This window comes from Paraburkholderia sp. NMBU_R16, assembly GCF_013282575.1.
Taxonomy (GTDB): Bacteria; Pseudomonadota; Gammaproteobacteria; order Burkholderiales; family Burkholderiaceae; genus Trinickia.
In genome coordinates this window covers 1-24,932 of sequence record NZ_JAAAYE010000067.1, presented here as the reverse complement: position 1 = coordinate 24,932, position 24,932 = coordinate 1, and the positions used below count along the sequence as shown (strand labels likewise).

General features: G+C 65.2%; 17 protein-coding genes and 1 riboswitch. Of the genes, 4 read left to right on the top strand and 13 right to left on the bottom strand.

Going from position 1 to position 24,932, the window contains the following annotated elements:
* Positions 1–356 precede the first annotated feature (356 nt).
* The 4 genes from cobM to cbiE form a co-directional block, all read right to left on the bottom strand.
* Positions 357–1,082, bottom strand: a complete 726-nt coding sequence (gene cobM / locus GWC77_RS23950) for a precorrin-4 C(11)-methyltransferase (RefSeq protein ID WP_173260984.1) — start codon at positions 1,080–1,082, stop codon at positions 357–359.
* Positions 1,083–1,143: 61 nt separating this feature from the next.
* Positions 1,144–1,869: a cobalt-precorrin-6A reductase gene (locus GWC77_RS23945; protein WP_173260982.1), complete on the bottom strand. Its 726-nt coding sequence runs from the start codon at positions 1,867–1,869 to the stop codon at positions 1,144–1,146.
* Positions 1,866–2,969, bottom strand: a complete 1,104-nt coding sequence (locus tag GWC77_RS23940; protein WP_173260980.1) for a cobalt-precorrin-5B (C(1))-methyltransferase — start codon at positions 2,967–2,969, stop codon at positions 1,866–1,868. Before GWC77_RS23940 ends, GWC77_RS23945 begins: the two co-directional genes overlap by 4 nt.
* A complete protein-coding gene (gene cbiE, locus GWC77_RS23935; protein ID WP_173260990.1) occupies positions 2,962–4,269 on the bottom strand; it encodes a precorrin-6y C5,15-methyltransferase (decarboxylating) subunit CbiE in 1,308 nt (435 codons plus the stop codon). The genes GWC77_RS23940 and cbiE overlap by 8 nt, the downstream gene beginning before the upstream one ends.
* 172 nt (positions 4,270–4,441) lie before the next feature.
* Here cbiE and cobG point away from each other — a divergent pair, with 172 nt between their 5' ends.
* The 4 genes from cobG to cobJ are packed head-to-tail and all read left to right on the top strand — an operon-like array spanning position 4,442 to position 9,030.
* Positions 4,442–5,920: a precorrin-3B synthase gene (gene cobG, locus GWC77_RS23930; RefSeq protein WP_254367130.1), complete on the top strand. Its 1,479-nt coding sequence runs from the start codon at positions 4,442–4,444 to the stop codon at positions 5,918–5,920.
* Positions 5,913–6,539: a precorrin-8X methylmutase gene (locus GWC77_RS23925; protein ID WP_173260976.1), complete on the top strand. Its 627-nt coding sequence runs from the start codon at positions 5,913–5,915 to the stop codon at positions 6,537–6,539. The genes cobG and GWC77_RS23925 overlap by 8 nt, the downstream gene beginning before the upstream one ends.
* Entirely contained in the window at positions 6,539–7,270 is a 732-nt protein-coding gene (locus GWC77_RS23920; RefSeq protein ID WP_173260974.1) for a precorrin-2 C(20)-methyltransferase, read from the top strand. Before GWC77_RS23925 ends, GWC77_RS23920 begins: the two co-directional genes overlap by 1 nt.
* Positions 7,258–9,030, top strand: a complete 1,773-nt coding sequence (gene cobJ, locus GWC77_RS23915) for a precorrin-3B C(17)-methyltransferase (RefSeq protein WP_173260972.1) — start codon at positions 7,258–7,260, stop codon at positions 9,028–9,030. Before GWC77_RS23920 ends, cobJ begins: the two co-directional genes overlap by 13 nt.
* Before the next feature lie 19 nt (positions 9,031–9,049).
* On the opposite strand, the gene GWC77_RS23910 is transcribed toward cobJ, so the two are convergent.
* From GWC77_RS23910 to GWC77_RS23870, 9 genes are all read right to left on the bottom strand, one after another.
* A complete protein-coding gene (locus GWC77_RS23910; RefSeq protein WP_173260970.1) occupies positions 9,050–9,643 on the bottom strand; it encodes a VWA domain-containing protein in 594 nt (197 codons plus the stop codon).
* 83 nt (positions 9,644–9,726) lie between these two features.
* Positions 9,727–10,806, bottom strand: coding sequence for an ATP-binding protein (locus tag GWC77_RS23905; protein ID WP_173260967.1), 1,080 nt, complete (start codon positions 10,804–10,806; stop codon positions 9,727–9,729).
* The gene (gene cobN / locus GWC77_RS23900; RefSeq protein ID WP_173260965.1) at positions 10,803–14,648 is read right to left on the bottom strand and encodes a cobaltochelatase subunit CobN; all 3,846 of its coding nucleotides are present in this window, start codon (positions 14,646–14,648) and stop codon (positions 10,803–10,805) included. Before cobN ends, GWC77_RS23905 begins: the two co-directional genes overlap by 4 nt.
* Before the next feature lie 6 nt (positions 14,649–14,654).
* The gene (gene cobW / locus GWC77_RS23895; protein WP_302181383.1) at positions 14,655–15,716 is read right to left on the bottom strand and encodes a cobalamin biosynthesis protein CobW; all 1,062 of its coding nucleotides are present in this window, start codon (positions 15,714–15,716) and stop codon (positions 14,655–14,657) included.
* A 54-nt stretch (positions 15,717–15,770) separates the two neighbouring features.
* Positions 15,771–16,832, bottom strand: coding sequence for a HoxN/HupN/NixA family nickel/cobalt transporter (locus tag GWC77_RS23890; protein ID WP_173260988.1), 1,062 nt, complete (start codon positions 16,830–16,832; stop codon positions 15,771–15,773).
* A gap of 202 nt (positions 16,833–17,034) precedes the next feature.
* Positions 17,035–17,314: riboswitch (cobalamin riboswitch) on the bottom strand.
* A gap of 9 nt (positions 17,315–17,323) precedes the next feature.
* Positions 17,324–19,234 carry a tetratricopeptide repeat protein gene (locus GWC77_RS23885; protein ID WP_254367129.1) on the bottom strand — a complete coding sequence of 637 codons (1,911 nt, stop codon included), beginning with the start codon at positions 19,232–19,234 and terminating at the stop codon, positions 17,324–17,326.
* Positions 19,231–19,713, bottom strand: a complete 483-nt coding sequence (locus GWC77_RS23880; protein WP_173260961.1) for a DUF4019 domain-containing protein — start codon at positions 19,711–19,713, stop codon at positions 19,231–19,233. Before GWC77_RS23880 ends, GWC77_RS23885 begins: the two co-directional genes overlap by 4 nt.
* Positions 19,710–20,132 (bottom strand): outer membrane protein assembly factor BamE, encoded by a 423-nt coding sequence (locus GWC77_RS23875; protein ID WP_173260959.1) that lies wholly within the window; start codon positions 20,130–20,132, stop codon positions 19,710–19,712. Before GWC77_RS23875 ends, GWC77_RS23880 begins: the two co-directional genes overlap by 4 nt.
* A 101-nt stretch (positions 20,133–20,233) precedes the next feature.
* Positions 20,234–24,742 (bottom strand): YadA-like family protein, encoded by a 4,509-nt coding sequence (locus GWC77_RS23870; RefSeq protein ID WP_173260957.1) that lies wholly within the window; start codon positions 24,740–24,742, stop codon positions 20,234–20,236.
* Positions 24,743–24,932: the final 190 nt, after the last annotated feature.

Here is a 24,932-nt window from a genome sequence, read left to right as displayed (position 1 = left end):
TTGCCGCATTCTGCCGCAACCAGCCATACCTCAGCTTGTCGATTCAGAGCGCCTCAAGGGTTCGCTGCGCCGGGCTTACGCCCGCCCTTGACCCGCTAACATCACCCACTCGGAATTCAAAAGAGGCTCTTTTGGAAGACACGCATTCTAGAGAGGACAGATATCGTCTGGCAATACGATGCAGCGGCAAATCGGACCGAGATTATGCGAATCCCACAAGTTGCGATTCGCTTTATATCCGCGCAGCCGTTTAAATCGGTAAATAAATCGACATAATGAAAATGTAATCGGTCGATTTTACCGGGGCAAACTTCGAGGCGCGGCTACGTATATACCGGACGCCTTTCACTCAGCGCCTACCCTTTCGCATAAAGCGAAGAGTCGGCGAAGCCTTCCGCGTTCAGCACCTCCCCCACTAGGATCAAGGCCGTACGTTCGATATCGGTTTGTCGTACCCGTTCGACGATATCGGCCAACGTACCTATCACGCGCTCCTCGTCGGGCCAGCTCGCACGATAAACGACCGCAATCGGGCAATCGGCGCCGTAGTGCGGCAGCAGTTCCTCGACGATGCGCGCCAGATGACGCACGCCGAGGTGAATCGCCATCGTCGCGCGGTGGCGCGCCAGGTCACCCAGGCGTTCGCCCTCGGGCATGGCCGTCTTCGTCGCATAGCGCGTCAGAATCAGCGTCTGCGAGATATTCGGCAACGTCAACTCGCACCCGAGCGCAGCGGCACAGGCTGCCGTGGCGGTCACGCCCGGCACGATTTCATAAGGAATGCCAAGCAACCGGATGCGCCGGATCTGTTCGCCGATCGCACCGTAGAGCGACGGATCGCCAGAATGCACGCGCGCCACGTCCTGCCCTTTGCGGTGGGCTTCCTCCAACAGCGCGACGATGGCGTCGAGATCGAGCTCGGCCGTGTTCACGACCCGCTCCGCGGTATTGCCCTCCAACACCGCGGCGGGCACGAGCGAACCGGCATACAGCACGACGGGACAGCTGCGCACGAGGCGCTGCCCCCTGACCGTGATCAGTTCGGGATCGCCGGGGCCGGCACCGATAAAAAACACCGTCATTTACACCACTCCGTCATTCATGGATATGCATTCGATACGTCAGGCGCGCGGCCACATTCATTCAGATAAGCGCAAGCAGGGCATCGAGCAAGGCAGCAGGATCGTCGAAAACTCGATCGGCATCGGGCAATCCGGGGCGCTCGAGCATGACAACGGGCAGCCCAAGCTCGCGCGCAACCTCGAGCTTGGCCTCGGTCGCCCTGCCACCACTATTCTTGCTCACCACTACATCCGCGCCGATCGCGGCGAAGAATGCCCGCTCGCCGTCGAGGGTGAACGGACCTCGCGCATCGACGACGCATGCGCGGGCATTGCCCGCATGCGCATCGAGACATCGTATCGTCCAATACTGATGTTCCGGAATCTCGTCGAGATGTGCGAGCGGTTCACGCCCCAGCGTGAAGAGCGGCCGGGCGAACAGCACCAGTTCCGCAACGAGCTGTGCCCAATCGCCGACGATGCGCCAATCGTCGCCCGCGCGAGGCTGCCATGGCGCACGCCGCAACGCCCAATACGGCACCTGCGCAGCGCGGCTTGCCGCCGCCGCATTGGCGCTGATTTGCGCGGCGTAAGGATGCGTCGCATCGACGAGCAAGCCGATGCCCGCTTCGCTCAAGTAGCGCGCAAGCCCCACGCAGCCGCCGAAACCGCCAATGCGCACTTCGCATTGCAAATCGCCGGGCACTTTTCCGAGTCCGGCCAAACTGTAGACGTGCCCGGCAGGCAAGCCGCGCGCGACGCGCAAAGCATCGCCGGTTCCCCCGAGCAACAGGACGCGCAGGCTCATCGCGCCTCCCCGACGATGCACCCTTGGCGATCGATCGCGAAGGTCTCGACGGCAACTTCAGGCGGCACGATGCCGCGCGCGACTTCGCACGCATGGCGGCAGACGATGTCTCCGAGCGGCACGCCCTTGGCATGGCAGAGCGCCAACGCCTGCTGACTCGTATTGGCCGCGCGTATCTGCGCTTGCAGCACCGCATCGGCGCCCGAATCGGCAGCCCATTGGGCGAGCTGCGCGAGATCGATGCTCGAATGCCGGCTGTGAAGATCGAGGTGGCCTGCCGCGAGCTTGCTGAGCTTGCCGAACCCACCGCACAGGCTGAGCCTCTCGACGGGCGCGCGGCGCAGATACTTGAGCACGGCACCAGCGAAATCGCCCATTTCGATCAATGCCACGTCAGGCAACCCATAGCGCTTGCGCATGGCGTCTTCGCTTGCATTACCCGTACAAGCGGCAACGTGCACATATCCGTTCGCACGCGCGACGTCGATACCTTGATGGATCGATGCGATATAAGCGGAGCACGAAAACGGCCGGACGATGCCTGTGGTACCGAGAATCGAGAGCCCGCCGACGATGCCGAGCCGTGGGTTCATCGTCTTCAACGCGAGCGCCTCGCCCCCTTCCACACCGATCGTCACGTCGAATCCGCCGCGGTAGCCATATTCGGCGGCGAGCTCGACGAGATGTGCGGTCATCATTGCTCGCGGCACGGGATTGATCGCCGGCTCGCCGACCGGCACGGGCAAACCGGCCCGCGTGACAGTGCCTACGCCCGGGCCGGCGTAAAAGCGCACACCCGGTGCTTCGCTCAGTTGCACACGCGCGAATACGACGGCTCCGTGCGTCACGTCGGGATCGTCGCCCGCATCTTTGATCGTGCCGGCCTCGGCGCCGTCGCTTGCGTCGAGCCCGTTCACGAAGCGGCAAAAGACGAGCGGCATCGGCACGCGCCGCCCTTTGGGAAGAACGATTTCCGCTACGTCGCTGATGCGGCCGCCAAGCAAAAGCCGCGCAGCGGCAAGCGAAGTCGCCGTAGCGCAACTGCCTGTCGTATAGCCGCTTCGCAGCGCCCGCGGCGCTTCGGGCGTTTCGTCACGCATCGCCGCCGTCCCTGCTGTCCGTATCGCCTTGGCTCTTGCTGTCGCGCTCTTCGCCGTTGCGCTCGTCGATGCCATGACCGGCGTCAGCTGGTGCATCGGCAAGCGGCTTCGTCACGTCGAGCAATGTGATCGGCAACGCGGAACGCCAGGTGTCGAACTCGCCAAGCGGCCTCGCCTCGCTGAGCGCAATGCGAGTGAGCGTGCCGCCATGGCGCGCGCGCCATGCCACGAGCGCAGCCTCGCCTTCAAGCGTCACAGCGTTCGCAACGAGCCGGCCGCCACGCTTCAAACTTGCCCAGCACGCCTCCAGCACGCCCGGCACTGTCACGCCGCCGCCGATGAAGACGGCGTCGGGTGCCGGCAGTCCCGTCAACGCCTGCGGCGCGCTGCCCTCTATCAGTTGCAGTGACGGCACGCCAAGTGCCTCGCAGTTGCGAACGATGAAGCGCTGTCGCTGCGGGTGGCTTTCGATCGCGATCGCGCGGCAAGACGGATGCGAGCGCATCCATTCGATGCCGATCGAGCCGCAACCGGCACCCACGTCCCACAGCAATTCGCCGCGCGCGGGTGCGAGGCGCGCGAGCGTCATGGCACGTATGTCGCGCTTGGTCAATTGCCCATCGTTGGCAAACGCCTCGTCAGGCAAACCGATCGTCAACGGCAGCGACCGTCCGTTGGGTGCTGGGCGGCATTCGAGTGCAACGAGGTTCAGCGCGGCGACCTCGCGCGGTTGCCACTCATCGGCCCGCAATTCCAAGCGTGTTTCGTGAGGGCCGCCCAAGCGCTCGAACACGATCATGCAGGTAGCGCCAAAGCCCCGCTCGGCGAGCAAAGCGGCGAGCGCCGCAGGCGATTCGCCATCCCGGCTCAATACGACGATGCGCGCGCCATCGCGAAGATGCGCATTGAGCGCCGCGAGCGGCCTGCCGACGAGCGAAACGACCTCGACCTCCTGCAACGGCCAGTTCAGCCGTGCAGCTGCGAGTGCGGGCGAAGACGGAGCCGGCAGCACGCGCCATTCGCTGCTACCGAGCAGCTTCGACAAAGTGCCGCCCACGCCGAACAGCATCGGATCGCCGCTCGCCAGCACGCATACGGCCTTCCCGCGAAACGCGAGCAACGGCGCAACGTCGAACGGCCGCGGCCACGCCTCGCGGTGCGCCGCGATCCGCCTGGGCAGCATGGCAAGGTGGCGCTCGCCACCGATCACGATGTCTGCATCGAGCAGCGCTCGCCGCGCGGCGCGGCCGAGCCCTGCCCATCCGTCTTCGCCGATGCCGACGACAGTCAGCCACGGCACCGCCTCTTCCCTTTTCATCGCTGCCCGATCGATCCTGTTCGCGCCCCCACGCTGCTGCGGCTTCGTAGTCGTCGCGAAAAGGGGCATAATACCGCTTCGCCGGCGCCCCGGTGCCGTCTGCGCGCCCTTACGACGCCCCCGATGGCCGCGCGACGCTAACGCTGCCCTGCCCTTGAGTCACGCTTCGTCCACGCCTCCAAGGCTTTCCGCCTGTCCTGCCCTGTCCCGCATCGTCGCCGCGCGCGACGGGGGGCTTTGTCGCGTCAAGCTGCCTTGCGGCGAACTGCGCGCCGATCAGGCATTTGCTCTTGCGGATGCCGCCGAAACGCACACGTCGGGCATCATCGAGCTCACGAACCGAGCGAACCTGCAACTGCGCGGCGTGCGTTCGGGCGAAGCCTCCGCGCTCATCGAGCGATTGCTGCGGGCGCGCCTCGGCCCGCAACTCGGCGAGGCGGGGAAAGACGGCGACATCGATCGCGACGTTGCACTTGGCCAGCGGCTCGCAGCCGCCGACGATGTCCGCAATCTGATGACGAATCCAGGCGCCGGCCGTGACGCGTACGCGTCGTACGATACGAGACCGCTGGCGCGTGAAATCCTTCGCATGTTGCAGCAGGAGCCGCGCTTCGCGGCGCTTTCTCCCAAGTTTGCTCTGTTGCTCGACGGCGGCGAACGGCTGGCCGTGCTCGATCACTCGCACGATATCTGGCTCTGTGCGATGCCCGCTGAAGACGCCCAACCCTGGTTCGCCTTCGGCCTTGCAGGCCGCCCCTCGACCGAACAGCGCTGCGCCGCAGGCGCCGTAAGAGATGTCGATGTCCCGGCGCTCGTACGCGGACTGATCGACACATTCCTCGACTTGGCCGAGCCGAACGAGACGCGTCTGCGTGAGACGCTGGCACGCTGCGGCATCGACGCCTTTTTGAACCGCTTACCCGCCAGCATCAGAGACCCACTCCGCGGCGACAGCCACGCGGCAGTGAGCGCATGGCGGCGGACGCCGGCCGATCCGAGCTTGCGATTCGGAGCACGTGAGCAACGCACGCGCGGGTTCTGGCATGTCGGCGCGCAACCCGCGCTCGGACGCATCGATCCGGCGACGCTGCGCGCACTCGCGCGGCTCGCGCAAGACTGCGGCGACGGCACGTTGCGCATGACGCCATGGCAAAGCGTGCTGCTGCCCGACATCGCCTCGGCAGCCGTAAGCACGGTCGAAGCCGGCCTCGATGCCCTCGGTTTGCTGCGCGACGCCGCACATCCGCTCGCACGCACAATCGCTTGTGCCGGATCGGCCGGTTGTTCCAAGAGCCACGCCGATACGAAAGCCGATGCCCTCGCGCTGGCCGCGCTGCTGCCGGACGACGTCGAAGTGCATTTGAGCGGCTGCGTCCGGTCGTGCGCCGCGGCCCATTGCGCGCCCTATACGCTGCTAGCGGTCGAACCGGGCCGCTACGATCTGTACCGGCGTTCGGTGCCTCTCGATTTCGACGGCGAGAACGAACCAGCACGCAGCGCACCCATCGCCTCATCGAGCGACGACGCGCTTGCCGCGCGGCGATTCGGACGCCGCATCGCCACCCATCTCACCATCGCAGAAGCTGCCGTTGCGCTTGGCACGGCAGCACGGAGATCCGATCCCCATGCTTGACTACCTTCGCGACGGCCAAGCCATTTACCGCGAATCGTTCGCGACGATACGGGCGGAAGCCGATCTTTCGCGCATCCCGGCCGACCTCGAAAAACTCGCTGTGCGCGTGATCCACGCATGCGGGATGGTCGATATCGTCGACGACTTGCGGTTTTCCGCGGGCGCAGGCGCCGCAGGACGGGCGGCACTCGCGCACGGCGCGCCGATTCTCTGCGACGCGCGCATGGTCGCCAACGGCATCACGCTCGCGCGGCTACCGGCAGCGAACGCCGTCATCTGCACACTCGACGACCCGGCCGTGCCGGCGCTGGCGAGGGAAACCGGCAATACGCGTTCCGCAGCAGCGCTCGACTTGTGGCGCCCGCATCTCGCCGGCAGCATCGTCGCGATCGGCAATGCGCCGACGGCCCTCTTTCGTCTGCTCGAAATGCTCGATGCAGGCGCACCCCGGCCGGCGCTCATTCTCGGCTTTCCCGTGGGCTTCGTCGGCGCGGCGGAATCGAAGGCAATGCTCGCGGCCGACAGCCGCGGCGTGCCGTTTGTCGCTGTCGCCGGCCGGCGCGGCGGCAGCGCGATGGTAGCGGCAGCGGTCAACGCACTGGCTTCGGAGATCGAGTAATGGCCCAGCGAGGACGGCTTTACGGGATTGGGGTAGGCCCCGGCGACCCCGAGCTTCTGACGCTCAAAGCGCTGCGCCTCATCGAAGCGGTGCCGGTCGTCGCGTACTTCGTCGCGAAAGGGAAAAAGGGCAATGCGTTCGGGATCGTAGAAGGGTATCTGCGGGATTCGCAGCGGCGCGAGCCGCTCGTCTATCCCGTCACGACCGAAACGCTCCCGCCGCCGCTTTCATACGAAGCGATCATCGCCGATTTCTACGACACGGCCGCCGCCATCGTCGCAAGCCATCTCGATGCGGGCCGCGACGTGGCCGTCATTTGCGAGGGCGATCCGTTCTTTTACGGCTCGTATATGTATCTGCACGATCGCCTCGCGCCGCGTTTCGACGTCGAAGTCGTGCCCGGTGTCTGCTCGATGCTGGGCGGCGCGGCAGTGCTCGGCGCGCCGCTCGTCTATCGCAATCAAAGTCTTTCCGTGCTGTCCGGCGTGCTATCCGAGGAGGAACTGCGGCGCCGCTTGGCCGATGCCGATGCGGCCGTGATCATGAAGCTGGGTCGCAACTTCGACAAAGTGCGGCGCGTGCTCGAAGAACTCGGGCTCGCCGCGCGCGCCCTGTATGTCGAACGCGCAACGATGGTCAATCAGCGCATCGTGCCGCTAGCGGAAGTCGATCCGATGGCGTCGCCTTATTTTTCGCTGCTCGTCGTACCGGGGGAAAAATGGCAGGGTTGACTTCGACGCCGCCCGCAATCGTCGTGCTCGGACCCAGTGCATTGCCGACGGCACGCCGTCTGCAAGCCGCGTTGCCAAGCGCAACGATTCACGCTCTGCAAGGTCGTGCCACGGGCGACGTGGCCTATAGCGAACTCGCGTCGCACCTGCGCGAACTCTATTCGACCGGTAAACCAATCGTCGCGCTGTGCGCCGCGGGTATCGTCATTCGCTGCATCGCGCCGATGCTCGCCAACAAGGGCGTAGAGCCGCCGGTATTGGCCGTCGCGGAGGACGGCAGCGCCGTCGTGCCGCTGCTTGGCGGCCTGGCAGGCGTCAACGTACTGGCGCGCGAAATCGCTCGGGCGCTCGATGTGGCACCGGCCATCACCACGAGCGGCGAACTGCGTTTCGGCACGTGTTTGCTGAACCCGCCGAGCGGCTACACACTGGCCAGCCTCGACGAAGGCAAGCGCTTCGTGTCGGATCTGCTCGCTGGCGCAAGCGTGCGTATCGACGGCGACGCGCCATGGCTCGATGCTGCCCATCTGCCCAAGGACGAGTCGGCACGGCATGCCGTTCGCGTCACGCCGCGCATCGTCGAATCGGGCGGAAGCGATCTCGTCATTCATCCGCATGCCGTCGTCGCAGCCATCGACGGCCCGGCTGAAACAGCCGCCGAGCGCGTTCGCGAAGCAATGGGGGCAAACGGGCTCGCTCCCGTGTCGTTGGCGGCGTTGCTCGCACCTATCGCTAGAATCGGCGAAACGGCGCTCGAGCAAGCGGCTAGTGAACTGGGTGCCCCGTTGCGTTTCATCGATACCGGCCTCGGGCGCACCGGCATGGCAGAGGATCGTTGCGCGAACAACGATCCCGCCGGCACCGAAATGGCTTCGACTGAACGCGCATTACAACTGCTGCACAACGCTCTGCAGAGTCGACACGAGCAGCTGACGCATACGAACGGTATCGCGCTCGCCGTCGGCGCTGAGCCGATCGACGTCGGGTCGCTCGGTCAGGCGCGCGGCAGACTCGACGTGATCGGGCTCGGCCCCGGCTGCGCGGAGCTGATGGCACCCGCGGCCCGCGCGGCGCTTGCCGAAGCCACCGACGTTCTGGGCTACGAGACCTATCTCCGGATGGCGGCTCCCTTCGGCGCTCACCAACGCATACATGGCAGCGATAACCGCGAGGAACTGCAACGCGCGCGCCATGCGTTCGAACTCGCGAGCGCAGGGCGACGGGTCGCGATCGTCTCGTCCGGCGACCCTGGCGTCTTTGCGATGGCGGCAGCCGTCATGGAGGCGCTGGACGGTGCCGGCGATCCGCGCTGGACCACCGTCGAGATTCGCGTCGTGCCGGGCATCTCGGCCGCGATGGCCACTGCAGCGCAAGCGGGGGCACCGCTCGGTCACGACTTCTGCGTCCTCTCGCTGTCCGACAACCTCAAACCGTGGCGAGTCATCGAAAACCGCCTGCGCCACGCGGTCGAAGCCGATCTCGTCATCGCAATGTACAACCCGATCTCTCGGGCTCGTCCATGGCAATTCGACAAAGCCCTGGAGATCGTGCGCAACTGTCGCCGCCCCGATACGCGCGTCGTGCTGGGACGCGACGTGGGCCGCCCCGGCGCAGCACTCGTCACGACGACGCTCGGCGAATTACGCAGTGAGCAAGTCGATATGCGCACGACCGTCATCGTCGGATCGACGATGACGCGTGCCGTGGCTCGGGGCGATGGAGGCGAATGGATCTATACGCCTCGCTGGTACGAAGACTGACGCGCGCTCGCACGCGCGCTCAGGTTCGCATGATCAGATCTTCGGGCCGCGTGTAAGCCGCGTTCCATTCGCGCGCCAACTCGACACAGCGTCCGAGCGCCGGTACCGCGCGTTCGCAGTCGACTAGCACGAGGTCGTCCGCTGCCGGCGGTCTCGCGGCGCGCTCCTCGGTCCGACCATCGGTGATCAGCCAGAGCACGCGCTGCTGCCCCGGTTTGCGCCGGCGTCGATTGTCGAGCAACCGCGCCGCCGTCGCCATGCCGTGGGCGAGCGGCGTTGCACCGCCGCCGGCCACCGGCGCCAGCCATCGCTCGTTCCACCAGCGCGGCACGGCGGGCCCGAAGCGCAGATCGGCACGCGTACCGCCGAAGCAGATCAGCGCCACTTCGGCCCCTGCAGCCGCTGCGCGGTCGAAGCAGGCCACGAGCATTCCTTTGGCCAGCGCGAGTTGTTCGTTGCGCAGCATCGACGCGGAGCAATCGAGCACGAAACAATGCAGCACGCCACCCGTCGATTCGTTCCTTGCGAAGCGAAGGTGCGCCGCCCGCAAAGGCATCTGGCGCTTGCGCGCGAGCGTCTGTGGCCACGCTACGCGCGTGCCGCCTTGCGGCATCGTCGCGCGACCCGACGCAAAACCGGCGCCTTCTAGCCATCGAAAACCGTTGCGCAGATGCGCGGTGGCGCCTTTTCGATGGCTCAGCGTTTTTTTGCGGCGAACGGCACTACGCCCTTGACGCCGATCATCCCGGGCGTCTCCGGCGGAAGATAGCCGAAATCGTCCGAATCGCCGGTGGCATCTTGAGGGTGATCCTTATCCTGTCGATCGGCCCCATTCGATCGGTCCGGACCTTGCGCCGCACCGTGTCCACGCGGCATATCGTTCGGCGCCGCCTCCTCAGGCGCCGGACGTTCCCGCTGCCTATGCCTCAGCACTGAACCGGCCACACGCGCAACGTGTTGCACCGTCACCTCGGCCGCTTGTTCGAGTGCCGCAAGCGCACGCGCCGCGCGCAGCATGACGAGGTCGGCGCGCATACCGTCGACGGCCGCCCCCACGCAACGTTCGCTGACGGCCGCATGAATGGCATCGTCGAACTCGAAGCGCGCGAGCGCGGCCCGCGCTTCGCTGACACGGCGCGCGAGTGCCGCCTGCTCGCCGCGATAGCGCTCGCGAAATGCGTCCGGGTCCGCATCGAATGCAAGCCTCGCCTTGACGATTCGCTGCCGCACATCGGAATCGAAGCAGTTATCGAGCGCCACCATGAGGCCGAAACGATCGAGCAATTGCGGCCGCAGTTCGCCTTCTTCGGGATTCATCGTGCCGACAAGGACGAAGCGCGCCTCGTGGCAGTGCGACACGCCATCCCGCTCAACGACGTTCATGCCGCTTGCGGCCGCATCGAGCAGCGCATCCGCGAGCGCATCGGCCAGCAAGTTGACTTCATCGACATACAGCACGCCTTCGTGCGCCTGCGCGAGCAGCCCGGGCGAAAACCGGACCGAACCGCCGCGCAATACTTCGTCGAGATCGAGCGTGCCGATGAGCCGCTCCTCGCTGGCACCGAGCGGCAAGGTTACGAATCGGCCCGTCGGCAGCAGTTCGGCCAGCGCGCGGGCGGCCGTCGATTTCGCCGTGCCGCGCGGCCCGCTCACGAGCACGCCGCCAATGCCGGGATCGACCGCGGCAAGCAACAGCGCTTCCTGCAACGGCTGCTGTCCGATCAGCGCGGCAAAAGGGTAAGGGTTCGGCATCGGAGAACGGAGGGATGCATTCATTGGGACAATCCTTCGATGTGCTGCTCGCTCGCGAGTAGATGGGCCTCGATCCTTGCTCGATGGGCGCCCGGTTCTTGCCACAAGCCGCGCCCGATCGCCTCGAGCAGGCGCTCGCAGATGGCGTGAAGCGCGTGCGGATTGTGTTGCTGCAAGAACGCACGCGTACCGGCATCGTTCAGGTACGCATCGGAAACGAGCGCGTATTGGTGATCCGCGACGGCGCGGGCCGTCGCATCGTAGCCGAACAGGTAATCCACGGTCGCTGCCATTTCGGCCGCGCCCTTGTAGCCGTGGCGCTTGATACCTTCGACCCATTTCGGATTGACGACGCGCGAACGGATGACGCGCGCGATCTCTTCGCTGAGCGGCCGCACGCGCGGCATCGATGGATTGCTGTGGTCGGCGTGATACAGGCTCGGCTGCGCGCCGGCGAAATGGCGCACGGCCACCGCCATGCCCCCTTGGAACTGATAGTAGTCGTTCGAATCGAGCAGGTCGTGCTCGCGGTTGTCCTGATTGTGGAGCACGACATCGATCGCAGCGAGCCGTGTCGCGAACGCACCGCGCGCCGCGTCGCCCGAACGCTTTTGCGTATAAACGTACCCGCCCCATTCGCGATAGGCATCGGCCAGATCGGCATCGCTTTGCCATTGCGCCGTATCGATCATGCTTTGCAGGCCCGTTCCGTAAGCACCCGGTTTTGCACCGAACACGCGCCAGCCCGCGCGCTCGCGGGCCTCGGCCGCATCGACGCCGCGTGCGATCCATGCGTCGCGCTCGCGCAGCACGCGTGCGCGTATCGGATTGACGTCCTCGGGTTCGTCATCGAGTTCGGCCACGGCTTGCACGGCCGCATCGAACAGATGCATGACGTTCGGAAACGCATCGCGAAAAAAGCCCGACACGCGCAGCGTGACGTCGATGCGCGGACGCTCGAGTACGCCCGCCGGCAAAATCTCGAAGTCGGTTACACGGTGGCTCCCCGGCGCCCATTTCGGACGCACGCCGATGAGCGCGAAGGCTTGAGCGATGTCGTCGCCACCCGTACGCATCGTCGCCGTGCCCCATACGGAAAGACCGATCGCACGCGGGTAATCGCCATGGTCCTGCAAATGACGCTCGATCATTTGCCGCGCCGATTTCAGCCCGAGCGCCCACGCCGACTGCGTGGGAATCGCCCGCGTATCGACCGAATAGAAGTTGCGGCCTGTCGGCAGCACATCGGGCCGCCCTCGAGAGGGTGAACCGCTCGGCCCGGGCGGCACGAACCGGCCTTCGAGCCCGCGCTTGAGGTTCTCGAGTTCCGATGGGCCGCATGCATCGAGACGCGGAAGCACGTCGTCGCGAAGACGCTCGAGCACGCGCGCACTAAGCGGAAGTTCGCCCGAAGAGACTGCCCGCACCGCGAGCGATGTGAACTGCACGAGCAATTCCGGCGCCGCAGGGCTGCCATCCGGCTCGATCGTCCCGTTCAACAACGCGGCGGCCAGCAGTTCGAGCCGCTCTCGCGTATCGCCATTGTGTCGCCATGGCGCATCGCTCGCCCGACCGAGCAGCGTCGGCCGCGGCCCGGTCCAGGGCGTGGACCATTCCGCGCTCAACGGATCGAACGACCCTGCGACGCCAAGATCCTGCGCAAGCGCATCGATCAAACCGGCATTGGCCCCACGGCCATCGGCCACGGGAAAGCGTCCGAGTGCCAACAGCGTATCGCGTCGTTGCTGCCCTCGCGGTGAATATCCGAACGTATGCAGACCGTCGCGAATCTGCGCCTCTTTGAGTTCACAGAGCCATGCGTCGACGCGCGTGAGCAGCGCGTCTTCGTCGTCCTGGCCGCGCGGCTCGGCCATACTGAGTTCCTCGTGCAACCGGTGTTCGACGATGGTCGCGAGAATCGTCCGACGCAGCAGCTTTGCGCGCCGCGCATCGACCATCAACGCGTCGTAGTACTCGTCGACTTGCCGCTCGAGGTCCTGCAGCGGCCCGTAGCTTTCGGCGCGCGTCAGCGGCGGCATCAGGTGATCGACGATCACGGCCTGTGCACGCCGTTTCGCCTGCGCGCCCTCGCCCGGATCGTTGACGATGAACGGATAAAGATGCGGCATCGGCCCGAGCACGAGATCGGGCCAGCATGTATCGCTCAACGCCACGCTCTTGCCCGGCAGCCATTCGAGATTGCCATGCTTGCCGACATGGACGATGGCGTCGATGCCGAAACGCTCGCGCAGCCAGAAATAGAACGCCAGATACGCATGCGGCGGAACGAGTTCCGCATCGTGGTAGCTCGCATAATCGCCGGCGTCGCGCGTTCTCGCGGGCTGAATGCCCACGAAGACATTCCCGCACCGCCATCCCGCGATCATGAAGCGCCCTCGCCGGATCGTCGGGTCGTGCTCGGGCGGCCCCCACCGCGTATTCAACGCCTCGCGCACCTCGGCGGGCAACGCCGCCAGGCACGCCAGGTAGTCCTCGAGCGCAAAGCTCTGCAGCGCAGGGCGCAAGCTCCGGACAGCAGGCTCGTTCGTCACCCCCTGCATGAGCGTGCGCATGAGCGCATCGCCGTCTTCGGGCAACGCGGCCAGACCGTAACCCTCGTCGCGCAGCATCGACAAGATCGAGACCACCGAAGCCGGCGTATCGAGCCCCACGCCGTTGCCGATACGGCCTTCGCTCGTCGGATAGTTGGCCATCACGAGCGCAAGCTTCTTCTCGGCATTGTCGATACCGCGCAACCGGCACCAACGGCGGCTCAGCTCGGCGACGAACGCGATGCGTCCGGCGTCGGGCTGGTAGCGCACGACATCCACTTCGGTATGCGGACAGCGATACGCGAGCCCCTTGAAGCTGACCGCGCGCGTGATGATCCGACCGTCCACCTCGGGCAGTGCGACATGCATCGCGATATCGCGCGCATGCAAGCCTTGATTGTCCTTGAGCCAATCGTCGCGATTGCTGCCGCTGAGGATGACCTGCATGACGGGCGCATCGCCGGCGAGCGCCATCGGTTCGGGATCGTCGATGGCGGAGGCTGCAAACGCCGTCGTATTCAACACGAGCGCGGCATCGTGTTGCGCGCAAAGCCGCCCGACCACATCGCGGCTCACCTCGTCCTTCAAGGAGGTCACCGCAATCGGTAAGGGGTTCAATTGCCGGGCCTCGAGCGCCTCGATCAAAGCATCGAAAACCGCCGTGTTCGCCGCCTGCAAATGCGCCCGATAAAAGAGGACTGCGACGACGGGCGCCCCGGCCCGCCAACGCGTCTGCCATTCGGCAACGCTCGGCGTGTCGTGCGAAGGGTGATAGAGCGACGCAGCCGGCAATGCGGCGGGCGGCGGCGGTTCGTCTCCCCACCCGAACGCATGCCAGCCGATCGCGCGCAGGAACGCCTGCGCGTTACCCGGGCCGCCTTCGCGCAGGTAACGCCAGAGCAGCCGCGTGAACGCGGCATCGGCCGTACTTTTTGCAACGAGGTTCTCGTCCTCCTGCAAATCGCCCGAGAACATGACGAGCACTTGCTTGCGGCGCCGGGCCAGTTCGACGAGCCGCTCGATGCCGTACGGCCAATACGCTTCGCCACCGAGGTGATCGACGACGATCACGCGCGCATGCTGCAGCACATCGTCGATATAGAAATCGATCGACGCCGGCTGGCGCAGATACGCCATATTGGCGAGCCGCAGGCTCGGAAAGCCGGCGCCGATCCGCTCGACCACGCTTGCCAGCAAGGATAGCGTCGTATCGGCAGAACTCATGACGACGATATCGGCCGGACGCTGGTCGATTCGCACCACACCGGCTGTATCGTCGACGAAGCCCCCAGGGACGGTTCGCAGCAAATGCATGAGGCTTCAGGCCGGTTGCAACGGCGCGGCAAGCGCGGCGTCGAATGCGCGTTGCAGCGCGGTTGCATCGAGGTCCGCGCCGATCAGCACGAAACGGCTCGCGGCAGCCTCGCCGGTTTGCCAGCGCCGGTCGAAATAACTGTCGAAGCGGCGCCCGACACCCTGGATCACGAGCCGCATCGGTGCGCCCGGCAACGCCGCGAACCCTTTGACGCGATAGATCGTATGCGTCTCGACGAGCCGCGCCAGCGCGGCCATCGCATGCTCGCGCGAGTTCACGCTGCCCTCGACCACGACCGAGTCGAACTCGTCGTGATGGTGATCGGCATCGTCGACGGAACCGTGGTGGTCCACGCGTAGATGAATGGTCTCCTCGGACGCGGCCTGAAGGCCGAGCAGCACCTGCAAATCGAGCTCGCCCCGCTGTGCACGCACGACCTTGACATGCGACGGAATCTCTTCGCGCACCAGCGCCTCGACGGCAACCATCCCCACATCGTCGAGCAGATCCGTCTTGTTGAGGACCACGAGATCGGCCGCGCACAGTTGGTCCTCGAACAGCTCGTGCAACGGCGATTCGTGGTCGAGATTGGGATCGGCCCGACGCTCGCGCTCGATAGCCGATGGGTCCGCCGCGAATTGACCGCTCGCAACGGCCGGCCCATCGACGACGGTCACGACCGCATCGACCGTGAAAGCGTTCTTGATGGCGGGCCAGTTGAAGGCTTGAACGAGCGGCTTCGGCAAAGCCAGGCCCGACGTCTCGATGAGCACGTGATCGATGCTGTCGCGGCGCTCGACGAGCGCTTCCATGACGGGGAAGAACTCCTCCTGCACGGTGCAGCAAAGACAACCATTGGCCAACTCATAGAGCGCGCCAGCGGCGCCCTCCTCCTCGCAGCCGATGCCGCAGCCTTTGAGGATTTCGCCATCGATGCCGAGTTCGCCGAACTCGTTGACGATGACCGCGATGCGCGCACCACGCGCGTTTTGCAGAATATGGCGCAGCAGCGTGGTCTTGCCGCTGCCGAGAAAGCCCGTCACGACGGTGACCGGGATCTTGCGCATGGGAGTGTGCATGAGTACCTCGATATCGTTCGAAAATGCCTCGCGAGCCGAAGCTCAGGCCGACAGCGTCACGTCGATTTCGTCATAGCGCTTGAAGCGGTAGATCAACGCCGACACGGCCCAACTGAACAGAAAAATGCCGATGACGAAATAGCCGAGCAAACCGAAACGGTCGGCGGCGCTGCCGATGAAATCCCAGAAGGCGCCTTTGAGCTGGAGCTTGTTCGCCGCCAGGGCCAGTGCTTCAACACTGCCGATCACGAGCGCGACCGCCACCGAGACGAATGTGATCGTCATGTTGTAGTAGATCTTGCGAATCGGCCGCACAAATGCCCACCGGTACGCGCCCGTCATCAGAATGCCGTCGGTGGTATCGACGAGCGACATGCCGGCCGTGAAAAGCAACGGCAATGCAAGGACGGACCAGACCGACATGCCGCCGGACGCCTGCGTGGCCGAAATACCGAAGAGCGCGACTTCGGTGGCCGTGTCGAAACTCAGGCCAAACAGGAGACCGATCGGATAGAGGTGCCAACTGCGCGATGCGAGCTTGAAAAGCGGTCGGAACAGGCGCGCAAGCAGGCCTCGCCCGCCGAGCAGCAGGTCCAGGTCTTCTTCGACGATGGGCTCGCCGCGACGCGCCGCGCGAAACGTGCGCCACATCGAAAGCAGGATCGCCATATTGGCCGCAGCCAGTATCAGCAGAAAGAACGCCGACACACAGGTGCTGATGACAGCGCCGATGGACCTCAGTTGCGAGAAATGCGTAGTCAACGTCGACGCGGTCAGCGCAACGGCAATCGACATGAGCACGACCACCGTCGAATGCCCGAGCGAAAAGAAAAAGCCCGCACCGAGCGAGTTTCGCCGTTCCTGCAACAGCTTACGCGTGACATTGTCGATCGCGGCAATATGATCCGCGTCCACGGCATGACGAAGGCCGAACGTATAGGCAAGCAATGCGGTGCCGAGCAAAACCGGCTGACCGCGAAAAGCGACGAAGGCCCAGACCCAGGCCCCTAAATTGAAGACGAGCAGCACGGCATAGATGCCTGCCACCTTGTTGCGCAACGCAGTGGAACTATCGTTGAAAAGCCCCGCGATGGACTCGAGCACGGCGGTCCCCTTATGGAGATCGAGACGGATTGACATGGACGTGCCCCGCCCTCGCCCTACGCCGCGAGATATCGCACCGCTCATCCCGATGCCCGGTGTCGGCCAACGGCGAAGCCGAACCTTATCGAAGCAGGAAAACGAGGTGCGATGACGCAATGACAGCGCGAAGCGAAGCAGTCCCGGCTGGCATGCCGCCCACCGCGGCATCCGCCTTCCCTCTGGCCGGTATCCGGGCTGACGAAAGCGCCGCTTCACCTTCCCGCGCGAGTGGTGTTGTTTCTTGCGCAGTGGTTGCCTGCATACACGGCCTTGCGTGCATGCATCGAAGCCGGCTCTGCATCGCATTCGCGATGCGTTCGCTCACCGTTGCGGGGGCAGCACAGGTCGATCGGCCGGCATCGTTCGCCCGGACGCGCTCCTGTTTCCCGTTTAACTGCGCACGCAGGAATGCGCGCGCGAGCACCAGATTGGCTGCGAGTGTAAGGGCGCGCTCAGCGAGCGTCAAGGACGCACGCGGGACTTTGCACCGCCGCTTGCCGGGCTGCCTGTTCGAGATCGGCCCGCAGTGCGGCCAGCGGTGCCGTCCAATCCCGATAGTTGCGCTGACGATAGAGCCTGACGCTCGGATACCAGGGGCTGTCTCGACGCTCCGTCATCCATACCCAATGCGGGTTGACGTCGAGCAGCAACCACGTGGGCCGGCCCAATGCAGCGGCCAGATGCGCGATGGACGTGCAGACGGTCACGACGACATCGAGGTTGGCAACGAGCGCGGCGGTATCGTCGAAGCTCGCGAATTCGCTCGTTCGATCGACGACGTGCAGTCCCGCACGTTCCATGCGCTCGACGTCCTCCGCTGCGCCGGGTTGCAAGCTATACCAATCGATACCGTCGATGCTGGAGAAGGCTTCGGCATAGCGCCCGGGGCATACCGCGCGCACCGGATTGCGCTGATGATTGCGGCTGCCCGTCCACACGAGGCCGGCTTTCAGGCGAGTGCTCCCGCCGATTTCGCCACGCCAACGTTCGACACGGGCCGCATCCGGTACCAGGTACGACGCAGGCGCGGGGAGCATTTCGAGCGTGACGCCGAGCGCGAGGGGCAAGCTCGCGAGCGGAAGTTGATAGTCGAAGTGGGGCAACCGCTCCAGATCGCTCGGCAAGACCTCGACATCGCAGCCTGCCAGGCTCCGCTTGAAAAGCTCGTACAGCGGACGAAAACAGCAGCAGATGACCTTGCCGCCCGCATCGCGCGCGTGTTTGACGATAGACGGCAAGAAGCGAATGAACTGGATTGCATCGCCATGTCCCTGCTCGCCCCAGACGAGCAGCGTCTTGCCCTCGAGTGCCTCGCCCCGCCAGCGTTGGCCCGGGCAAAACGCCTCATGCTCCGCAAGCTCGGGCGATCCGCTCCAGCGCGCCTCGAAATTGATCCAGCCGTTTGCGAAGTCGCCATGCATCAACTGCAGCATCGCGACGGAGAACTGGATCTTCGGCTCCGCGCCCGATGTTTTCGCCGCGTGCACGATCGCATCGAACGCCTCGGCCCATGACTGCGACTCGCGGGCCGCATTGCTCAAGGCAAGCTGCGCCAGCGCGAAATCGGGCGCCAGCGTTGCGGCGCGCCGTGCGGCGATCAACGCCTTGTCCGGCTCGCGCAACCTCAGCCAGACATTGGCGAGGTTCGTCCATGCGAGATGATGATTGGGCTCGGCGCGAAGCGCCTGCCTCCCGACTTTCAACGCCGCATCGTATTCGCCTCGCGTGTAATGCAGCGCCGAGAGGTTATTGCGCAGCATTGGAACGTCGGGATCGAGCGAGACGGCATGCTCGTACGCCGCAAGCGCTGCATCGAGCGCCCCGGCCTCGTGATGCGCGAGGCCGAGCGAGAACCACGCGTGCGCGGATTCGGGGGCGAGCTCGCACCATCGAGCAGCGACGGTTGCAGCGATATCCTTTCGCCGTACCGCATGGGCAAGCGCAGTCCACTCGGCGAAACAATCCGTTGCATCGGGCATCGCGCGGTGCGCCTGTTCGAAGCAGTCGAACGCACGATCCGTTGCGCCGGTGAGCACCGCCAAACGTGCCGCTTCGACATAAGCCCCGCTGTGGGCGGGCACTGCCGCTAGCGCGCGATCGACCCACTCGCCCGCCTCCTGGTAGCGCCCGCACAGCCGCAGCAGCTGCGCTTGCAACGTGGCAACGTCGGCATCCTCGGGAGCGAGCTTCAACCAATCGGAAAGCATCTCCGATGCCTCGATCAGTTCGCCCGCCTCGAGATGCTGACGAATCTTCGGCGCCCGCGGACCTGCATCGACCGCCTCGGGCATCGTGCTGCTTGCCCTCGATGGCGTCGCGTCGCGTCCTTCAGCGGCGCTGGAGCCGAATTGCCAATCGCTCATTTCTGGCCGACTTGCGCCTGCGCTGCAACGTCCTGACTCTGCCGCGGCTCGTAACCGGTGAAATACCATCGGCCGTCGCTGCCGAGCTGGAAGCTGACCTTTTCATAGACGACACGACCATTCGCCAGCCATGTCGCATAGTCGACGTTCGCGTAGAGGCCGTCCGGCACGACCTGATTATGCGAATAAGTCAGGCGGGTCACCGATGCCCATCCGCGGTGATCGACCGTGCCCAGCGCGTTGCGCGATTGCGAGAGGCCGCGCTCGAATGCATCGGCGGCGTACTTCGCGCGAACGAAAGGCGCGGTCTGCTGCCAGACCGTCGCATACTGGCCCGCATCGATTTGCTGAAGCACGCGCTGCGCGTCGCCGAGCAGTTCGTCCGCGGACGTGCCTGCATGCGCACCGTGCGCCAGCATCGACACCCCCGCGAGCACGCATGCCGCGGCCAGCCTGTATCCCCCTGCGACACCCTTCATTGAACCTTCCCTGATGTGTCCGATCGATCGGCACCGTCCGCGATCTTAGCAGGTGCGAATCGTTCGCACTGCTGATCGTTCCACCGCGTCTGATTCACTCGCCCCTGATCGTCGAAGGCGATCTGATATTCGCATGTAAGCGTCTTGTCTTCAGTGCGGAAATGGAACAGGTAGTTCCAGACGCGCACATGGAAGACGCTTTCATGAAAATGCGGCGGACCGATCAACGGATAGACCTGCCCCTTCGTCATGCCGGGCTCGACCATGCGCAGGTTGTCGACGTTGGGAAACGTGCCGTCGGGCCACGTGGCCGCACTGTGCTCCGGAAACGAGGCGTCGGTCGACGGGCCCACGCATGCGGCGAGACCGATCAGGCACGAAAGCGCGCCGACTGTTGCCGTAACGGATCGAATATTCATTTCTTGGCGTCCCTATGAATTCATGTTGCGGCGAACGGGGGACGGGCCAGGACGCGGGCAACGCCGCACCCATCCCCTCGCCCCCCATCGAGCCAGACTCATCACCATTGATATCCGGCGCCGACCACGGCGCCATAGCTGCCACGCGTATTCGTCGACACGGCCGCCTTGTAAACCCAATGGTCGTTCTCGGAAATCGTCGAAATGCCCAGCGCCTGACCCGACTGCCCGCGATAGACGCTGCCCGCGATTGCGACCATGCTCCGGCCCGGACCCGTCGGTTGCGGCAGACCCGCGACCGCCATCGCCGTGGCCGTCCCACCGTCGGCATCGCGCCGATAGGAGTCGAGATTGTTGCGAATCCCGGCGATCTGATTGTCGGTGTAGGCGTTGGCCTGCGACATCGCATTGTTCAACTGCTGCACGTTGACCGCGTCGGTGGCCGCTGTGCCGGCCGCTACGTTGATGATCTGTCGCGACGACGTGCTCGACCCCACGGCCACCACGTTCGTACGCCCGCCATCGTTACTGCCCGAACCGATCGCGGTCGATCCGTTGCCCGTCGCGCTGGCACCGACGCCGACCGCCGTGGTGCCGTTACCGGTCGCCGAGGAGTTATTGCCCACGGCCGTGCTGTTCGATCCCGAGGCTACCGAGCCCGATCCTCCCGCCGAAGAATTCGACCCGGTCGACGCCGGCGGCGTCGTGCTGCCGCCGGAACCGCCCGGCGTCGACGAGAAGTTGCCGCTGTTGGTGATCAGCGTGGTCAACTGCTGCTGAACCGCCTCCAACTGCGAGACATTGACCGCATCGGTGCCGAGACGGCCCGCGGCGAGGCCAGTGATCTGGCGGCCGCCGACGTTCACCTCGCCCACCGAGGATTGCGGCGTGCTCAACCCGTAGGCGATGTAATTGCTCAACGCGCCGACCGTCGTCACGGAACCGGCACCCAATGCCACGCTATTGGCGAACGATGCGCTCGAGCCGGAGCCCAACGCGAGGGCATCGACGGCGCTGCTCGTCGCACCCGAGCCGATGGCCACGCCGCCCGCGAAGCCGGCATTCGAGTGCGCGCCTTGTGCGATGGATTGAGCGCCGTTCGCCGTCGAACCGCTGCCGAGGGCAATGGCATCGGCCTGTCCCGAGGTCGAGGCTTCGCCAATCGCCACGCCGCCAGGCGCGTTCTGACCGACGATCGCCCCGTTGCCCATGCCGACGCCGTTATCGCCATTGACGACGGTCGTCGGCCCGACGGCGACCGAGTCAGCTCCGATCGCGAGCGAGTCGGTCGCCGACGAGTTCGCGTGGAAATATTTCGTCGCCGAGACCGAGAACGCCTGCAGCGCGCCGGAGAGCTGTCGGACCGTCACGGCATCGTTCTGTCCCGTGCCGTCCGCCACATTCGTCAACTGCCGGTAAGTCTGGCTGCCGGCCGCCGCATTACCGAATGAGACCGCCCCGAGCAGCACTGCGTCTTGCGTGTTGAAGGGGATGGCATGACTACCGGCCGCGATCGATCCTTGTGACGAGCTCACCGGCCGATCGGACACCGAGCCCGAGCCGATCGCGACACCGCCCGCCACCGAAACGGTCGACTGTGCGCCGAGCGCCATTGCGTTGGCGGCCTGCGCCTGCGCGCCGTTCGCCGCCGCGAGACTGTCCGAGCCGCTGGCCACTGCAAGCGGTCCGATCGCGACGCTGTCCGTGCCCACGGCCTGGCTGTCGGCCGCGGTCGAATTGGCGTGGAAGTACTTGATGCCCGCGCCATTCTGAATGTTGTTGACCGTCGTCGCGAGCGTGGTGACGTTCTGATTCGTCGTAAAGAGTTGCGAACCGTTGACCGCGTCGGTGCTCGTCGGGCTCAGCGTGCCGGGCGCAACGTTCGTGATCACGTTGGGACCGTTTCCACCGTGATCCGCACTATAGGCACCGGTTCCGCCATTGGCCGTCGGGTCCCACTGCAGCGAATTGCTTTGCGCTTGAGCGACTTGCGATTCGACCGATTGCAACTGGCTGACGTTGACGGCGTCGGTCGAGGCCGAGCCTGCTGCGACGTTCGTGATGCGCCGCTCATTGCCTGCGGAGCCAACGGAAACTTCGCCGACCGGCGCGGTGCCCGCCAATACGCCCGTACCCGGGTTGTATGCCGCAAGGCCGAGATTCGCCGTCGTCGTCGAGTTGGCACCGAGCGCCACGGAATTCGCGGCCGTCGCTTGCGCATTGCTGCCCAGCGCAACCGCACCCGTATTGCTCGCGCTCGCCCCCGAACCGAGCGCGACACCGCTTGCGCCCGATGCCGTTGCGTTGGGGCCGGCCGCTATCGCATCGGTTCCCGTCGCACCGTTGTTCGTGAAATTGCCTTGCTGCGTGCCGCCATCGTTGACGCTGTAGTAATGCGTCGCGCTCGCGGCCACGACCGAGTTCAATTGAGAGACGTTGACCGCGTCCGTCGCGGCAGTGCCTGCTGCAACGTTATGTATCTGCGTGGCCGCGCCGCCCGGGTCCAGCGTCAAACTCGTGTAGTTGACCGTGCCGCCGCTCACATCGTATTTGACGGCTTCGTTATTGAGCGTGGTGAACGAGGACGACAACCCGGTTAGCGTCGTCGATAGGTTGCCGATCGCCTGGTTCGTCGCAAACAGTTGCGACCCGTTGATTGCATCCAGGCTGGAACTGGTGATTTGCCCAGCCGCGACGTTGGTGACCTGCCGCGGCGCCGTGCTCGTCCCGACGCTGACGACGCTCGTGGGGTTGCCACCCGCAAAAGTCACTGAATTGCCGGCGATGGTCCCGGTCGGTGTCGGGTTCGGGGCGGCCGTGGTGGAACCGGCGCCCAGTGCTACATCGTTGGCGTTGGTGGCAACGGCGCCGGAACCCAGCGCGACGCCGTTGGTATTGCTGGCGAGCGCGCTCGAACCGAGGGCGATGCCGCCGGCGCCCAAAGCACTCGAAGTATTCCCCAGCGCGACCGAACCTTGACCCTGGGCGTTGTTGCTGTTGCCGATGGCCACGGCGCCGTCGCCGTTTGCCGTATTGTTCGCGCCGATCTGCACGGCGCCCGTGCCTATCGCCGAGCCCGGGTCGCCGATGGCGACCGCGCCATTGCCGCTCGCCGTCTGCGCTTCACCGAGCGCAATGGCGCCCGTTCCGCTCGTCACCTGCGAGTTGTGTCCGCCAGCGATGGAGCCGGTGCCAGCGGCCGCTGCCACTGTGGTGCCGTCGCCGAAAGCGACGGTCGAAGCCGCCAGTGCCTTTGTACTGTTGCCGAACGCCGTGGCGTCGACAGCCGTAGCCGAACTGAGCGGACCGAACGCACTGGCGTTTGCTGCCGACGCCGTGGTGCCTGGTCCAAACGCCATTGCATTAGCCGCCGATGCCGTGGCTACCGAACCGATCGCGATCGAATTGGTGCTGCCCGTGCCGGCCACGGCCGCTCCTTGGCCCATCGCGATCGAGGCAGTCCCCTGCGTCACCGACAGGTAGCCGAGCGAAATTGCGTTTGTGCCGCTGGCATTGGATCCCGCTCCCAACGCCACGGCATTCTGCGCCGTCGCGACAGCTTGCGTTCCCGCGGCCAGCGAAGAAAGACCGGAAGACGTGACATCGGTGCCAAGCGCAACCGCCCCGTCCGCCGTTGCGCCCGTGCCGGCGATGCTGCGTGCGCCCAGATACACGGAATTGAGGCCGGTGGAGATGGACTGAAAGCCCACAGCGATGGCATGCACCCCGGAGCTCGTCGCGATGTAACCCATCGCGATAGCGGCAGATCCGCCGCCCTTCGTCTGGAAGCCGAGGGCGGTACTGAAGTCGCCGGTAGCGGCCACGTCAGTGCCGATGGCAATGGACGATGTGCCTGCCGAACCGGTGCCAGCGGCAGTGCGCGCACCCAGGTAGACGGAGTTGATGCCGGTGGCGGAGGCCCCCGCGCCAACGGCTACGCCGTTGATTTGCGAACCGGCGGCTCCGGTGCCTAATGCCACTACACCCGATGCGGCAGCGCTGGACTTTGCCCCCATTGCAACGCTGTTATCTCCCGTTGCCTTAGCCAATGCCCCGACCGCCGTCGAAAAATTGCCACTTGAAACGGAGTCCACGCCCATGCCAATGGCGCCGGATCCGCTAGCTTGGACGTCCGTACCGATGCCAATCGCCGACTCGGCGGTCGCGCCTGTACCGGCAGCAGTGCGCGCACCCAGGTAAACCGCGTTAGTAGCAGTGGCGAGGGCTTGAAAGCCGACGGCCGTGGGATTGATTCCGGTAGCGTTGGCGCCATAACCTACCGCGGTGGCTCCGCCTCCGGAGGCTGTAGACGCGTAGCCCACGCACGAAGTGGAGCCACTATAGAAATTGTAGGGAGGCCCGGAGCAGCTCACTTGGGCTTGTGCTTGCCCAGCCCATCCACCTAAGCCTGTCAAAAGCAGCGCGACCATAACGCGTAGATGAGAGCGGTGCTGAATATGAGCGTCGGGCTCGCTACGACGATCGCTGCGGCCGTCGCACAGGGCCGCCCCGGCTCCCGCCTTCCCCTTGCCGCACGACTTGTCCAACTCCGATGCGGCGACCCAGGCGCCGAGCGCCTCGTTCCAAATCGTCTTATATGACTTGTTCATTTTCGTTCCGCCATGCGGCCGTCATTAGATGGAAAAGAAGAACAAACGCCTCTATAAATTGTTAAAAGGCTCTTTTGAAAATGCAGTGGGTAACGCAGCTCACGAGGCATGCGGGTTGAAGCTGGAGAAATCTAGCTTGCCGGCGATGAGGAACAGCACGGTTCGCATTGTTTCGAAGCGCGTGTAGCCG

Excerpts from the sequence above, each read along its gene's own strand:
- cobM (WP_173260984.1), bottom strand. The coding sequence starts at position 1,082 with ATGACGGTGTTTTTTATCGGTGCCGGCCCCGGCGATCCCGAACTGATC.
- GWC77_RS23945 (WP_173260982.1), bottom strand. The coding sequence starts at position 1,869 with ATGAGCCTGCGCGTCCTGTTGCTCGGGGGAACCGGCGATGCTTTGCGC.
- GWC77_RS23940 (WP_173260980.1), bottom strand. The coding sequence starts at position 2,969 with ATGCGTGACGAAACGCCCGAAGCGCCGCGGGCGCTGCGAAGCGGCTAT.
- GWC77_RS23925 (WP_173260976.1), top strand. The coding sequence starts at position 5,913 with ATGCTTGACTACCTTCGCGACGGCCAAGCCATTTACCGCGAATCGTTC.
- GWC77_RS23920 (WP_173260974.1), top strand. The coding sequence starts at position 6,539 with ATGGCCCAGCGAGGACGGCTTTACGGGATTGGGGTAGGCCCCGGCGAC.
- cobJ (WP_173260972.1), top strand. The coding sequence starts at position 7,258 with ATGGCAGGGTTGACTTCGACGCCGCCCGCAATCGTCGTGCTCGGACCC.
- GWC77_RS23910 (WP_173260970.1), bottom strand. The coding sequence starts at position 9,643 with ATGCCGCAAGGCGGCACGCGCGTAGCGTGGCCACAGACGCTCGCGCGC.
- GWC77_RS23905 (WP_173260967.1), bottom strand. The coding sequence starts at position 10,806 with ATGAATGCATCCCTCCGTTCTCCGATGCCGAACCCTTACCCTTTTGCC.
- cobN (WP_173260965.1), bottom strand. The coding sequence starts at position 14,648 with ATGCATTTGCTGCGAACCGTCCCTGGGGGCTTCGTCGACGATACAGCC.
- cobW (WP_302181383.1), bottom strand. The coding sequence starts at position 15,716 with ATGCGCAAGATCCCGGTCACCGTCGTGACGGGCTTTCTCGGCAGCGGC.
- GWC77_RS23885 (WP_254367129.1), bottom strand. The coding sequence starts at position 19,234 with ATGAGCGATTGGCAATTCGGCTCCAGCGCCGCTGAAGGACGCGACGCG.
- GWC77_RS23880 (WP_173260961.1), bottom strand. The coding sequence starts at position 19,713 with ATGAAGGGTGTCGCAGGGGGATACAGGCTGGCCGCGGCATGCGTGCTC.
- GWC77_RS23875 (WP_173260959.1), bottom strand. The coding sequence starts at position 20,132 with ATGAATATTCGATCCGTTACGGCAACAGTCGGCGCGCTTTCGTGCCTG.
- GWC77_RS23870 (WP_173260957.1), bottom strand. The coding sequence starts at position 24,742 with ATGAACAAGTCATATAAGACGATTTGGAACGAGGCGCTCGGCGCCTGG.